Source organism: Adhaeribacter swui (assembly GCF_014217805.1).
Classification (GTDB): Bacteria; Bacteroidota; Bacteroidia; order Cytophagales; family Hymenobacteraceae; genus Adhaeribacter; species Adhaeribacter swui.
Genome location: NZ_CP055156.1, coordinates 340,818 through 354,695, shown reverse-complemented (window position 1 = coordinate 354,695; position 13,878 = coordinate 340,818). Strand labels below are relative to the sequence as shown.

Here is a 13,878-nt window from a genome sequence, read left to right as displayed (position 1 = left end):
AGCAAACCACTCATTCCAACAAAATAGAATTGCTTCCGCAAGGCTTAAATTGACTGCTTTGAAATACGTACAATGCTTAGCACACCACTAAACTAATAAGACGAATTTTTAAATTTTTTCAAAAAAGCTACTACAAAGCAGGATCTGCTAGTTTAAAACGACTATGCTTAAACTAAAAAATGTAAAATGAAAAAAAGGAAGCTTGAGCTTACGCGTACGATTCGGTTAAAACCTGTACCATCTTATTGGCTTGGTTTTCCCAATCCAGAGGCTGATCCATGGGGAGGTAATTGGTAAGTTGCTGGTCTTCTTTGCTTTGCCACAAATTAAGGCTTCCTGTTTCTATAGAATTTAATTTGGTTGGGAGTGTGGCATCCTCTAAATAAAATATTTTATCCGAGGTAACCGGATACGCTGCTTCCAAACAGTCGGCAATTACCAGGCTAGGGGTGAAAATGTAACTGGCCCGCTCAATCACCATTTTTTCCAGTTCGTAGCGCCAGCCTTGGTTGTTCAGATCCCGGTGATCCTGGCTTAAAGTATTCATTTGAATGGCCAAAGGTTTACCAGTAATTAAATGCAGTTCGTTGCCGGCTAAATAAGTTAACCAATTCGAAGCAAAAATTACATCATAGTCGCTATTTGCCGCAAAACGGGCCACAAAGCGGGCATACTGAATAACTTTACCCTCGGTATGTAGTTGATCCCAGTTTACCTGTTCGAAAAAATTTGCTATTTCTGGGGAAGTATGGTTGCTATTATTCGGAGTAGATGCAGTTCCGGAGGAGGCAGAAGATAGAATGGTTCTTTCGGGAGAGTAAGCCCGTTGATTTTCCGGGAGGTTTGGCGCTCCGTAAAGCGGGATCTCTGGCCGGATGTAAGCAGATTCGGCAAAGGGCTGTACCTTCGGTGCGTTCCGGGCCGGAGAAACCTTATTAAAATTTACCTGATTTAACCCTATCAGGTGCACGTTATCTACATATACATTAGAATCTGCTTTGGGTAAAATTAAAGATAGGTTTACCTGGTTAGCCATGGCTTTAGCTACGCCATAGCAATTTGTTTCAGGCTCATGTTCGTTGTCTGGTAAAAAGTCCCAACCTAAAAAAAGTATACGTAAGTTATTCATTTATAATGCTACAGGATTGATTCATCTGGCAATAAAAGTTAAATAGCAGATGCACCTACTTATTGAACCTAGATTTTAAAATTTGGTTTAACTATTATTCATGATTTATACTGGCTTTACGGTTTAATTAAAGCTATTTCTAATCACTGGATATTTTTAATTATCCAGCAAATTACGATGCCTGCTGGTACTTGGTACAAGCAAAGGCTTTATTTACGTATTTATTAAAAAAATTAGGTATTTGGCCCCGCGTTTTTCCCGGATATATACTTACTTATAAGGTAAGTAGTTGCTGTTGGTGGATGCCAATAAGAACCCAGTGTAATTTCAGGGTGGTGATAAAATAAAAATGCGGAGAACAAACTGCTGTTCTCCGCATCTGCGTTAAAAATTATTTATGGATTAGGTGCTGTGTTAACCAGCTAAAGTAAGGGTTAATCGGGTAAAGCAAAAGCTACGTAGCTGTCGCCTTTACGGGCCCCTAGTTTAGTGCCCCCGCAGGCTAGTACCAGGTATTGTTTGCCATTTACTTCGTAGGTGCTGGGCGTAGCAAAAGCAGCGGCGGGCAAAGTAGTTTCCCAGAGCAGTTTGCCGGTTTTCTTGTCGTAAGCTCGAAATTTACCGTCTTTGGTGCCGGCAATAAACAATAAGCCGCTGGCCGTTACTACCGGACCACCATAGCTTTCGGAGCCGGTTTGCGGCAATCCTTTGGCGGCAAGCTCGGGCGTTTCGCCGTAAGTAATTTTCCAGCGGTACTCGCCGGTATTTAAATCAATGGCGTTTAAGGTGCCCCAAGGCGGCTTTATGGCCGGATATCCTTTCTTATCTAAAAATTTAGTATAGCCCGAAATGCGGTAAGGTACGTCGGGCATGCCTGCTTTTTTTTCCAGGCCTGGTTCTTTTAACTTGGTAATACCCGGTTCTACTTTTTCGGTGCCGAACAAAAACGCTACCAAGGCCTTTTTTTCTTCGGCTGATAACTTGGTAAAAGCCGGCATCATGCCTTTGCCTTTAGCAACCACATTGGTTACATAGTCGGTGGTGCGGTGCTTTTGAATGTCTATTAACGAAGGATAGCCGCTGGCCGGGTTGCCCTTACGCTCCGCGCCGTGGCACGGGGTGCAGTTGCTGGCATACAGCCGTTCGCCGGAACTAAGGCTCGCTACATTGGCATCGGGCGCGGTGGTTTTTAAAGCTAGCAGCCAGGCCATTTCGTTGCTGTTTAAATACATAACGCCGTCGGGGTCCACGGCAGCGCCACCCCACTCGGCGCCCCCATCCAGGCCCGGAAAAATAATCGTACCTTTTTTGCTTAAAGGCGTAAACGGACCTGCCTCGTTCCGGGAAGCCTGCAGTGTGGCCTTCAACTCGTCCAGATTTTCGGCATAAGGGTTTAAGTCGGTTTCGGTGAGGGATTGCCGGGCGTAAGGTGCCGGTTTTACCGGGAAGGGTTGCGTGGGCCAAGCTTCTTCTTCAGGTACGTCGGTAGCGGGCACGGGGCGTTCCTCAATCGGGAATAAAGGCTCTCCGGTTACCCGATCAAACATAAAAATATAACCTTGTTTAGTTACCTGCGCAACCGCATCCACCATTTTGCCATTGTGCTTTACGGTAAGTAAGTTGGGTGGGGCTGGGGCATCGCGATCGAGGATGTCGTGGTGCACTAATTGATAATGCCACAGCCGTTTACCAGTATTAGCATCGAGAGCCAGCAGGCAGTTGGCAAATAAATTTTGCCCTTTGCGGTTGCCACCGTAAAAGTCGAAGGCCGCCGAGCCGGTTGGTACGTACAAAATACCGCGCTTGCGATCCACGGACATACCCGACCAATTATTGCCGCCACCCACGTCGGTGTTTTTATAGGTATCCGGGGGCCAGGTTTCGTAGCCAAATTCGCCGGGCTGCGGGATTGTCCGGAACACCCAGGCTAATTTACCCGTCCGGATGTCAAAAGCCTGGATATGACCCAAAGCCGCATCCGCGCCTTCGGATAAGCGCATGGGCATAATTATCAAATCATTGTAAACGGTGCCGGGCGTATTAGAAATCACAAATTTATCTTTCGCGGTTTCGCCCAGGCCAGCTTTTAAACTGGTGCGCCCATTTTCGCCGAAGCTGGTTATGGCCTGACCGGTGCGGGCATCTAAAGCATACAGCCACGGGCCGTTGGTATATAAAATGCGTTTATCGTCGCCATTTTCCCAATAAGTAACCCCGCGGCTGGTGCTTAGTCCGTTAGATTCGGCGGTAGGTTTTAGGCGCCATTTTTCCTGACCGGTGGCCGCGTCTACGGCAAAAGGTTGGGTAGTGGCCGTCATGGCGTACAGAATGCCATCCACAATAATCGGGTTACACTGAATCTGGCCCGAATCCAGGGTGTGGTATTCCCAGGCCATCCGGAGTTTGCCTACATTATCGGGGGTAATTTGTTTTAAAGTAGAGTAATGGTTCCGATCGGGGCCACCTAAGTATTCGCGCCAATCTTTGCCGGAGGCAGTAGCATTGGTATTATCTGGTAACATCCGGCTGGTAAGGCACCCGGTTATCCCCAACAGCAGCAGGGCAGGTAGTAAAAGTTTTTTCATTCAGGTAATCAGGTAGGATGACAATAGGAGGGAGCCGGCAATTTTCTTTAGAATAGATAGATTTATCCGTTCCCTTAACTTTAAAGATAAGCGGAATAAAGTAAACCATCAAAATTATTTACGGCACTAGGGATTTACTTCTTTTTCGGATAAAAACGGAGCATGGAAACCAAGCTGTTTGGTGCAAAATAAGCTGGTAAAAAAGAGCGAAAAGAAGAACTCAAAAATTAAAAAATTTAAAAAATGAAAGCGCCCGTTAAATGTATGCTTCCGTAGATTGTTTTGGAATTACGTTGAAAACGACGTGATGCGCCAGCGAAGCTAAATTAGGTAACAGATAATTTATTTAAAGCCTTACTGCGCCCATTTAACAATGTATAGTTAGTTGATTTGGGGGTGGGTAATGTTTATAGCAGCAAAAAATGCCGTTATGGTTGGGGCTTCACTAACCATGTAAGAAGCCCCGACCATATACGAAACAGGTAAACTAATAACTACGCAATAATTATTCGTTTAACCCAACAGCCTTGGTACACCAATTTTTAAAAAATTTACTTTTTAGCCGTTGGCTTCAAAGCCCGGAAATAAGGTCATGCCGCCATCCACAAACAAGGTAATGCCGTGTACGTAATCCGATTCGTCGGAGGCTAGCCAGGCGGCGGCTTCGCCAATATCCTGCGGTTCGCCGATACGGTTGTACGGAATAAGCGTTAGTAGCTTTTTGGCAGCTTCTTCGGTTTCCCAGGCTTCCTGGTTGATGGGCGTTTTAATGGCGCCGGGGCCAATGCTGTTTACCCGGATTTTATGCGAGGCTAACTCTTGGGCAATGGATTTCATGAGCAGCATAATGCCTCCCTTGGAACTGGCGTAGTTTACATGCCCGGCCCAGGGAATTACCTCGTGTACTGAACTCATGCAAATAATTTTACCGGCTGCCTTCGAAATTTCGGGTTGAATGCCGCGGCGCAGAAATTCTTTAGCGGCCTCACGGGCGCATAAAAACTGACCCGTTAAGTTTACGTCTATTACTTTTTGCCATTGCTCCAGCGTCATCTCCACAAAAGGCGCATCTTCCTGAATGCCGGCGTTGTTAATTAATATGTGCAGGGTGCCAAACCGGTCTATTACCTGCCGGAATAATTCGAGTACTTCTGCTTCTTTACTTACATCGCCCTGTAGGGCAACTGCTTCGCCGCCGGCTTGTTTAATTTCTGCTACTACTTCTTCGGCACCTTCGGGGCTGCTGGAGTAATTTACCACCACGGTAGCGCCATCGGCGGCCAAGGCCTTGGCTACGCCCGCTCCAATGCCGGAACTAGCCCCGGTGACCAGGGCAATCTGATTTTTTAAACGTTGTTTTTCGGTTTTAGCCATGGTGCAGCAATCTATTTTAAGGTAAGTCTTGCGGATTTACATACCCCCGGAAAGCCGTATTTGTTGCTTTTTATTCCGGTTAAATGCCGGTAATTTTAATCTGAACCATGGCAACCGTCCTAAAATATTGCTGGATTAAGAATGAGCGCCAGTATAAAGTGGGTTACAGGAGTAATTTTTTAAATTTTATTTTTCTGAAGATCAGGGTAAAAGCAATAAATAATGGTATTTTAATTCTGTTGAATTTCTATTAACTGAAAGATCCGGGGTTTGGGATAGCCGCAAATTTTCATCCGCAATAAAAATTACCGCCCGCAATCCGGTTGATCTTTGCTAAACGTATGTCTAACAACAAACGCTAGTTAATGGGTTTACCAGCTTTAACCCAAAGTGCCCGCATGAGGTACTTTACTTTCTTTTACTTGTACTTAATGCAGGGCATCCCTTCGGGGTTTGCGCTTACGGCTATTGCCAATTATTTAGCCGGTAAAGGCCTTAGTTCGGCCAGTATAGGTACTTTCGTGAGTATTGTGGGCATTCCTTGGGTGATTCAGTTTTTCTGGGGGCCGCTAATCGACCGGTATCAGTATTCGGTAATCGGGCACCGCAAACAATGGGTGGTATTAACGCAAATAGCCGCTTTCTTAGCATCCTTAACGCTTCTATTCGTACATGATCCGGTTGCACAACTTGCATTTTTAGGCCTGGTGTTTTTTACGCATAGTTTATTTGCTTCGGTGCAAGATGCCAGTGTAGATGCCATGGCCATATCGGTGGCGCCGGAAGCGGAGCGGGGCCGATTAAATGCCTGTATGCGGGGTGGTTTGTTAATGGGGATTTCTTTTGGGGCAGCCGCTTTAGCGTATGTGCTGCACCAATTTGGGTTTAGAACTGCCGTGCTGGTGCAATCGGGTTTACTTTTTTTATTTACCGCAATCACTTTTTTCGTGAAGCTCGAACCCGGCGATTCTTTGTTGCCATCCCGTAAAGCTAAAGAACGAGTAAAGCAACAGGCAGAAAATCCGGAATTAAAAAAAGTTTTTGCTTTTTTGTGGCGCAGCATGAGCAACGCTACGAGTTGGCGCACTTTTGGAGTAATTATCGTTGTTTATTTATGCTTCAGCGTATTTATCCGGTCATTTGCTTTTCATTTAATTCAGGTGTTGCACTGGCCCGACCAGGAACTTTCGGTTTTGCAAGGTGGCTGGGGAAGTGCGGTTACGCTTTTGGTAGTACTAAGCGGGGGCATTTTGGCCGACCGGGTAGGGCCGCAGCGGTTACAACTAAAAGTATTGGGGGTGCTGGCCTTTTTCCTGGTTAGTTTTAACTTACTTGCCTTTCTGTGGCACGTTAAAGCTTTTACCGTATCTGGGTTGATTTTTTGGAATATCGCTGACCCGCTGTTTAGTGTGGCGGCGTTCCCGATTTTAATGACTTTATGCCGGGATTACACCGCTGGCTCGCAGTTCACGGCCTACATGGCTTTGATTAACTTGAGCGATGTTATAGGTTCTTATTTAAGCGGTTGGGCCTTGCTGGTGTTACCGGCTCCGGTACTGGGATTTAGCTGCGGCGTTGTGCTTTTTATTTGCATGTACGTGGGGTATACTTTAAATAAAAGCAGTGCTCCAACTACTAAATCCCTGGTTCCGGAGCTGTAAGATTTGGTGAAAATGAAAATTTTTAAAAATTGTAATTTTACCAACCCGAACCCCGGCGACCACCGCCCAGGATGTTACCCAGTAATCCTCCCAAGCCACCGCTACCCATGCTGCCATAACCACGTCGGCCGTTTAACCCGCCCAAAATAGAAATAATAGAACCAAGTCCGCCGCCGCTGCCATACCGGCTGCCACCCATACTGCCGCCCAGTAAACCACCTAGCAAGCCACCGCCCAGGCCACCCATCATGCCCCCACTATGCCGCCGGCCGCCCATCATGCGACTTAGTACAATGGGAGCCAGAATACCCAACATACCGGTAACCATTTGCGGCGAAATTCCGGCGTTTTTAAACATATCGCCAAAACCACTTTTATTTAAGAAAGCTGGCGACGTAGGATCTTCGCCTTGTTGCTGCGCGGTATTGGCTTTATCTACAAATTGATCCAGAATGCTGAATTGCTTTTGATCAATGCCCAGGTAGTTGGAAATTTCCTGAATGCGCTGTTGTTCTTCCGGCGAATATTGCCCGTCGGATTTGGCAAAACTGATAATATCGGTAACAAAAGAAAAGCGCAAGGCACTTTGCTTTAAAATATCCAGGCACTTCTGCAGGCTTATCTGGGAGGGGTTTTGGGCAATTTGTGTGATTTCCTGTTGCAAATAATCGGGTAGCTCCGCGGCTTCGGCCATCATTTTTAAAAATTCCAATTCTTCTGCCGAGGCATGACCATCGGCAGAAGCCATAGTGGCTAATGCGCCCAAATACGCGCCCTTTTCTTCCAGGGAATAATCTTTCAACAGAGTGGTTTGCTCTTGTTCCATTTGTTTATAGTTAAGTAGTTGACTTAAATTAACGAAGGAACGTTGCCGGAAGTTAGGATTTAAATTGATGGATTTAGTCTTCCCAAATAGCTACGGTAGGCGGCTGGTTGTTTTTCCGGAAGGCCCGGAACATCAATTTGGTTTCGTAATAAATGCCAATGTTACCTTGTGGGTCCAGGGCAATTAAATTTTTGTCTCCTTCAATCTTATCCTTATACATGTTAGCTGCTTGCGCACAGGCATCCTGAATGGGTAGTTTTAAATATTTTACTTGCGCATACACTTCGTGGCCCACTACTGCCCGCATAATGCCTTCGCCTTCGCCGGTACAGGAAATAGCGCAAACGTCGTTGTTGGCGTAAGTGCCGCTGCCAATAATTGGCGTATCGCCCACGCGGCCATTGTGTTGATTTACCAAACCTCCGGTAGAAGTAGCCGCAGCTAAATTGCCGTTTTTATCTAGTGCTACGGCACCCACGGTATCAAACTCTTTTATTTTTTCTTCTTCTTTGGTTTTTTCTAATTCATCGAGTTGCTTTTTGGTCCGGAAGTATTCGGCGGGTTTACATTCCAACTGGTGCTCCAAGGCAAATTCTTCGGCACCTTCGCCCGTTAATAACACGTGTTTTGATTTCTCCAGAATGGTTTTGGCTAAAGTAATTGGGTTTTTCACCCGGTGCACGCCAGCCACCGCACCGGCTTTTAACGTTTTGCCGCACATGATAGAGGCATCAAACTCATTCTTATACTTTTCGGTGAAAGCGCCGCCTTTGCCAGCATTAAACAAATAGTTGTTTTCCATGGTTTTTACGGCGGCCTCTACCGCATCCACGGCGGTTCCATTATTATTTAAAATTTGCCAGCCCGCTAGTAAAGCTTCTTCCAAACCTCGCCGGTAAGCAGCTTCCATATCTGAACCAATATCCTGACGGGTTTTATTTTCGGCACCTCCATGAATAACTATTACAAAATCGTTCATCTTACTTATTCCGTTTGGCTAATGTATTTGGTTTTTAAGTACTATAGAACTAAAGGTAAGTTGCTGTTTAAATACGGAATTATCTCTCCGTATTAGTTTACTTAACCCGTATAAAAGCGCTAAACCTGGCTTTAGACCAGCCGTTAAAATGAGCAGTTATCTATAATAGAAAAATTTTAAAAATTATAACCTATGAACAGATTAGGTCTTATAGGTGTGGTGGGTACCTGTATATTGCTAAGTTGCGGGGGCGAAAATACCAGCTCGTACGTAAAATCGCCGGGGGCAGAAAAATCTACGAAAACCAAGGTGCTGGAAACCGGCGCTGATGTAATGCAGGATAAAACGCCGCTAAAAAAATTAAACATGTACCTGGACGGATTTCATTTTTATAACGGCAATATGAAAGGCCAGATGGAAGCCCACCATTACTGCACCAAGATTAACGAAGATTTAACCCAATGCGTGATGTACGATGGCAACGGCGAAAATGCCAAAATAATGGGCGTAGAGTACATTGTGTCGGAGAAATTATTCCGCACTTTGCCCATGGCCGAACGGGAGCTATGGCACAGCCACGCTTACGAAGTTAAATCGGGGGAGTTAATTGCCCCGGGCATACCCGACGTGGCAGAACACGAGTTAATGGAACAAATTGTATCTACGTACGGCAAAGTAATTCATACCTGGCACACCGACCGCGACTTGGGACTACCCATGGGCATTCCGCAGATAATGATGGGTTTTACCAAAGACGGACAACTCGACCCAAAACTACTGGCCGACCGGGATGCACGGTTTAAGGTAAAAGCCGCCGAAAAGCGACAGCAACGTGCCGATATTCCTGTGCCTAAACTTGTACCCGGAGCAAATGCCTGGGAGCAAGGTAAAGTAAAACAACTGCAAGTTACTTCGGAGCCCAATAACGCAGCCCACGCGCATTAATAAATTTAAAAATTACCGGATTTACGGTTACGCCTGCGAGTCGGTATCCGGAAAATCTTGCTGCAATTGCGCTATAACTTTTTGCAGGATTTGGGCAACATTGCTAACTTCTGTTGGTATATGGGCTACTTGTTTACCATTGCGGGCATCGGTTTCAATTTTTACGATTTGTTCCCGGATAGTGGGTAGCATTAAAGTATCTACCGCAGGTTTAATGCTATGGGCTACCTGGCTTAATTCGTACCATTCGCCGGCTGCCGTATGTGCCTGCATTTTTTGAAGTGCTTCCGGTATTAACGTTATAATCATAGAAACCATCTGGTTCACAAAAGATTGATCCCCTTTGGCCAGGTTCTGGATTAAACTTAAATTGTATTGGTTTTCAACGGGTAACATGGAGGGTTTTGTTTCTGGTTTTGTTGCTTCGCTTTCGGGCTCAATTACCAGGTTACTATGACGAATATTCTGCGCTATTTTTAAAAATAACTTTTCTTCTTCGTAAGGTTTCGACATGTAATCATCCATGCCTGCTTGCAGGTAAATTTCGCTGTCGCCTTTTAAAGCATTGGCAGTTAACGCAATTATAGGAATTTGCGCCTTTACCGGATCGACCATTTGCCGGATTAAGCGGGTGGCTTCTACGCCATCCATTACCGGCATCTGAATATCCATTAAAATAAGATCATAGTTTGCTTGCTCGTGCAGGGCCATAGCTTCTTTCCCATTATTGGCAATGTCAACCGTTACCCCCCAACCGTGTAAAATAGATTCAGCCATAAACTGGTTAATGGCATTGTCTTCCGCCAGTAATACTTTACAAGCGCTTAAGCTGCTATAATCAATTTGGGGAGTATTCTCCAGCGTTACCGGTTCTTGGTGAACTTTGGCGTAAGTTATTTCAAAAGTAAAGGTTGTTCCTTTACCCGGTTTGCTCTTTACCCAAATTTGGCCGCCTTGTAGCTCTACCAGATTTTTACAAATGGTTAATCCCAAACCGCTACCGCCGTATTTGCGGGCCGTATCGGTATTTGCCTGTACAAAACTCTCGAAAATGGTATTTATTTTATTCGAAGCAATGCCAATGCCCGTATCTGTTACAGAAACACGTAAGGTATAGTCAAAGATGCTTTCGTGGATTACTTCGGCGGCCAATTCTACTTTACCAACTTGCGTAAATTTTATGGCGTTGCTTAGTAAATTAATTAAAATCTGCGTGAGCCGGTAAGGGTCGCCTTTAACAATGGGGTGTTCTAATTTTAATAATTTTAAATCCAGCAAGATATCTTTTTCTTCGGCTTTATATATTAAAGATTGTTGCGCCGATTTTAAAATATCGTTTACGTTAAAAGGAATTTCTTCGAATTGTAATTTGCCCGATTCTATCTTGGCAATATCGAGTACGTCATTAATAATAACCAACAGGTTTTGTGCCGACTCCTGAATTAACCGCAGGTAGTTTTGTTGCGATTGATCTAAAGGAGTTTTCTTTAATAAAGAGGCCATCCCGATAATCCCGTTCATCGGAGTCCGGATTTCGTGGCTCATGTTGGCCAAAAATTGTTCCTTCGATTTAGCCGAAATTTCAGCTTTGGTTTTGGCTCTTTTTAGTTCCTCTTCCGCCTCTAAACGCTCGGTAATATCCTGGGCAAATGCAATAATATAAGGCTCTACTTCCGGTTCGTTTACTTTTATGTTATGAAACAGTAAATGTTTTGGCTGGTTTTGCTTATCCAGTACGGTTATTACATCTACAATTTTATCGTGTTGGCGAATGTCGCGCAGGTATTCCTGGTAACGTTCCCGATCTTTCGGGCGAAGAATATCGGTGAAAGGAAGGCCAGTTAACTCAAGTTCCGTATAACCCAATATGTTCTGCATAATCGGGTTAGTAGTTAAAATAGTGCCGTCGAGGGTATGGGTAAAAATAATGGCCTGGCTGTAACTTACTAAATCCCGGTATTTTTTTTCACTCTTTTCGAGAGCGGCCTCTACTTTTTTCCGTTCGGTAATATCCCGCGAAGTGCTTATGAAATAAGTAAATTGCCCTGCTTCGTCTTTAATCCATTTAATGGCGGTTTCGAACCAAATGTATTCTCCTGATTTTTTACGAACCCGATAATGTGGCAGTAAACCCGGTTGTTTTTCTTCTAATACTTTAGTTCTTTGCTCTTGGATTAGCGGCAGATCATCCGGGTGAATAAGGTTTACCGGATCACTATTAATTAATTCTGCGGTTTCATAATCAAAGATTTCTTTGCTGTTTGCCGAATAATTTAAAATTTTTCCGTCGGAGTAATGTAAGCCGATAAAATCAGATGAATTTTCTGTTACTAAAGTTGAAAATTCTTGCTGCTCTACCGAATAAGGTTTATTTATTCTATCCAGGGTAACTTCGGTTAGTTGTACCAGCAAGTACGTTTCCTGAATAACGGTTATAGGCTGTTTGCTGCTTAAAAACCATTTTTCCTCTTTATCCGGACCAACATACTTTTCTTCGGAACGAAAAATTTCTTTTGTTTGAATTACCCGCTGGTTAAGGTCGCGCTGTGCGGCGATTAATTTTAAATCCGGGTAAAGAAGCGATAAGTAATTTTTACCGAGCAATAATTGCGGATTAATAGAAACTAACTGGCCAAATGCTTTATTAGCAAAAATAATTTCGCCGGAAGGTGCGGCAACAAGCGTTAACCGTTCGTCCAGATGAAAGATTTCTAATAATAGCTGTTCGGGGGTACTTGCCATTTTGGGCAGCTCTCTGGGTTCTACAAATTTTAAATTATCATGGTGCCCGGTATTAACTGTATGGATAGCCTTACGGTTAATAACAGTGGTACTACCATCCATGCTCGGTTTCCAGACCATAATCTGATTTTTTACAAATTTAAGTAATATCTTATTTAATAAATATATTACATATGAAAATTTATATGTTTTAATTAATAAAAATTATACCAAACTTTATTTGCTTAGTATTTAACTAAAAAGAATGAAGAAAAAATTATGAAACTGATCTAAAAGATGGTTGCGGATGATAATGGCTGCTAAAACCTAAGCAGTAAAGTTCGGATATAAACCAAAGTTGCGGAGAAGAGATGGTACTCAGTTGATATACTGGTTGTTTAGGGAGGATGAAGTATGATATGCAATGCAGATTAACCCAAATAGATTTTCTTTTTTATACTAAATTTTAAAAGAATATTTGGAGGCATTTGTACATACCATAAACTACTTGTTTATCAATTATAAAGCATGCGTACAGAAAATTACAATGCTAAGTTGCCTGGTAAACTTATCTAGTTATTCTATTATCAATTATAGCTTTAAAAACCAGCCTTTATTCAGATTGTATTTAAAAAATCAGAATAGTTAATGTACCAGTTTGTGGTTAAATTGTTCAAACGTGTTATAAATGAACTACATAGTACGTTTATTGATTATGGAAATGTTAAGTAATTGTAAATTATTTTGAATAATTTTTAAATAAATAGATTTTTGCTTGACAAATTAATAATGATTGTTTTACTTTGTTGCATAATTTAAATGCAATAAAAATGAAAAAAGTAATTTACACTGCTTTATTGGTAACAGGGTTATCAGTAAACACTTTCGCCGCAGATGATTACCGGTACAGCAAAGAAGCTAAAGTTTCGTCGGTTGCTAAGTCTCAATTTAATGATTTATATACAGGCGCAACTAATGTAAGCTGGGTGGTAACCGATAAATTTCAAAAAGCGTTCTTTACCCTGGATGGCGTAAATATGACGGCTTTTTATGATTTAGAAGGAAATCACGTAGCAACTACGCAGGCTGGAAAAACCGAAAAATTATCTGAATTAGCCTTAGCTCGTATTGCCAAAGCCTACAAAGGTTACGAGATTACTAAAGTAATTGAGTATAACAGCGATGCTACCATTTATTTTGTTGACCTTAAAAAAGGAGAAAAAGAAGTATTAGTGCGCGTTATGCCCGACAACTATGTTTACTTCTTTAAACAACTAAAATAATGGCGAGGCTAGTAATACTCGTTGTTCCTTTAAAAACCTTACCAAACACTATGGTAAGGTTTTTTTATGCCAGGTAAATGATGCACAACGAAACATGTCGTTGCTCTTAAATAGCCTTCAATTTCCTAAAATGTAAAATTAAGCTACCGCATCTGTTTCTTTTTTAACCTGCCCAATTAAGTTTTAAGAAACATCTGTTATAATTATTAATTGCTGCAACTCCTTCTTAATAAATGCCTTTGTGCATGCTACAGCAATTAAATCAAGCATTCTTTAGTAGCCAGCTTGTTCTAAGTTTTAAATTTTTATAAACAGTAAGTTCCTATTATTTCATCCGCAATCTTAACATCACTCGCCAACTAAGAATTATATACA

At 42.9% G+C, this 13,878-nt stretch carries 9 protein-coding genes; 3 read left to right on the top strand and 6 right to left on the bottom strand.

Translation table 11 applies throughout. The features are described 5' to 3' along the window. Nucleotides 1-208: 208 nt before the first annotated feature. From HUW51_RS02585 to HUW51_RS02575, 3 genes are all read right to left on the bottom strand, one after another. On the bottom strand, nt 209-1,129 hold the full coding sequence (locus tag HUW51_RS02585; RefSeq protein ID WP_185272451.1) for a glycosyltransferase family protein: 921 nt from the start codon (nt 1,127-1,129) through the stop codon (nt 209-211). A gap of 434 nt (nt 1,130-1,563) precedes the next feature. After that, nucleotides 1,564-3,714 (bottom strand): outer membrane protein assembly factor BamB family protein, encoded by a 2,151-nt coding sequence (locus HUW51_RS02580; RefSeq protein ID WP_185272450.1) that lies wholly within the window; start codon nt 3,712-3,714, stop codon nt 1,564-1,566. A gap of 558 nt (nt 3,715-4,272) precedes the next feature. Then, complete coding sequence (locus tag HUW51_RS02575; RefSeq protein ID WP_185272449.1) at nt 4,273-5,088, bottom strand: SDR family oxidoreductase; 816 nt, start codon at nt 5,086-5,088, stop codon at nt 4,273-4,275. Nucleotides 5,089-5,453: 365 nt separating this feature from the next. Between HUW51_RS02575 and HUW51_RS02570 the strand changes: the two genes are divergently transcribed. Then, a complete protein-coding gene (locus HUW51_RS02570) occupies nt 5,454-6,749 on the top strand; it encodes an MFS transporter (RefSeq protein WP_185272448.1) in 1,296 nt (431 codons plus the stop codon). Nucleotides 6,750-6,786: 37 nt separating this feature from the next. On the opposite strand, the gene HUW51_RS02565 is transcribed toward HUW51_RS02570, so the two are convergent. Then, a complete protein-coding gene (locus HUW51_RS02565; protein ID WP_185272447.1) occupies nt 6,787-7,575 on the bottom strand; it encodes a tellurite resistance TerB family protein in 789 nt (262 codons plus the stop codon). Between the two features lie 73 nt (nt 7,576-7,648). Then, nucleotides 7,649-8,554 carry an isoaspartyl peptidase/L-asparaginase family protein gene (locus HUW51_RS02560; RefSeq protein WP_185272446.1) on the bottom strand — a complete coding sequence of 302 codons (906 nt, stop codon included), beginning with the start codon at nt 8,552-8,554 and terminating at the stop codon, nt 7,649-7,651. Nucleotides 8,555-8,746: 192 nt separating this feature from the next. Between HUW51_RS02560 and HUW51_RS02555 the strand changes: the two genes are divergently transcribed. Further along, nucleotides 8,747-9,499, top strand: coding sequence for an OBAP family protein (locus tag HUW51_RS02555; protein ID WP_185272445.1), 753 nt, complete (start codon nt 8,747-8,749; stop codon nt 9,497-9,499). A 27-nt stretch (nt 9,500-9,526) separates the two neighbouring features. Here HUW51_RS02555 and HUW51_RS02550 read toward each other — a convergent pair whose 3' ends face one another. Continuing rightward, nucleotides 9,527-12,361: a PAS domain-containing hybrid sensor histidine kinase/response regulator gene (locus HUW51_RS02550; RefSeq protein ID WP_185272444.1), complete on the bottom strand. Its 2,835-nt coding sequence runs from the start codon at nt 12,359-12,361 to the stop codon at nt 9,527-9,529. 689 nt (nt 12,362-13,050) lie between these two features. Between HUW51_RS02550 and HUW51_RS02545 the strand changes: the two genes are divergently transcribed. Next, the gene (locus HUW51_RS02545; protein WP_185272443.1) at nt 13,051-13,503 is read left to right on the top strand and encodes a hypothetical protein; all 453 of its coding nucleotides are present in this window, start codon (nt 13,051-13,053) and stop codon (nt 13,501-13,503) included. Nucleotides 13,504-13,878: the final 375 nt, after the last annotated feature.

Bases quoted from the DNA above. Each gene is read 5' to 3' on its own strand.
- HUW51_RS02585 (WP_185272451.1), bottom strand. From the start codon at position 1,129: ATGAATAACTTACGTATACTTTTTTTAGGTTGGGACTTTTTACCAGAC.
- HUW51_RS02580 (WP_185272450.1), bottom strand. From the start codon at position 3,714: ATGAAAAAACTTTTACTACCTGCCCTGCTGCTGTTGGGGATAACCGGG.
- HUW51_RS02575 (WP_185272449.1), bottom strand. From the start codon at position 5,088: ATGGCTAAAACCGAAAAACAACGTTTAAAAAATCAGATTGCCCTGGTC.
- HUW51_RS02570 (WP_185272448.1), top strand. From the start codon at position 5,454: ATGGGTTTACCAGCTTTAACCCAAAGTGCCCGCATGAGGTACTTTACT.
- HUW51_RS02565 (WP_185272447.1), bottom strand. From the start codon at position 7,575: ATGGAACAAGAGCAAACCACTCTGTTGAAAGATTATTCCCTGGAAGAA.
- HUW51_RS02560 (WP_185272446.1), bottom strand. From the start codon at position 8,554: ATGAACGATTTTGTAATAGTTATTCATGGAGGTGCCGAAAATAAAACC.
- HUW51_RS02555 (WP_185272445.1), top strand. From the start codon at position 8,747: ATGAACAGATTAGGTCTTATAGGTGTGGTGGGTACCTGTATATTGCTA.
- HUW51_RS02550 (WP_185272444.1), bottom strand. From the start codon at position 12,361: ATGGTCTGGAAACCGAGCATGGATGGTAGTACCACTGTTATTAACCGT.
- HUW51_RS02545 (WP_185272443.1), top strand. From the start codon at position 13,051: ATGAAAAAAGTAATTTACACTGCTTTATTGGTAACAGGGTTATCAGTA.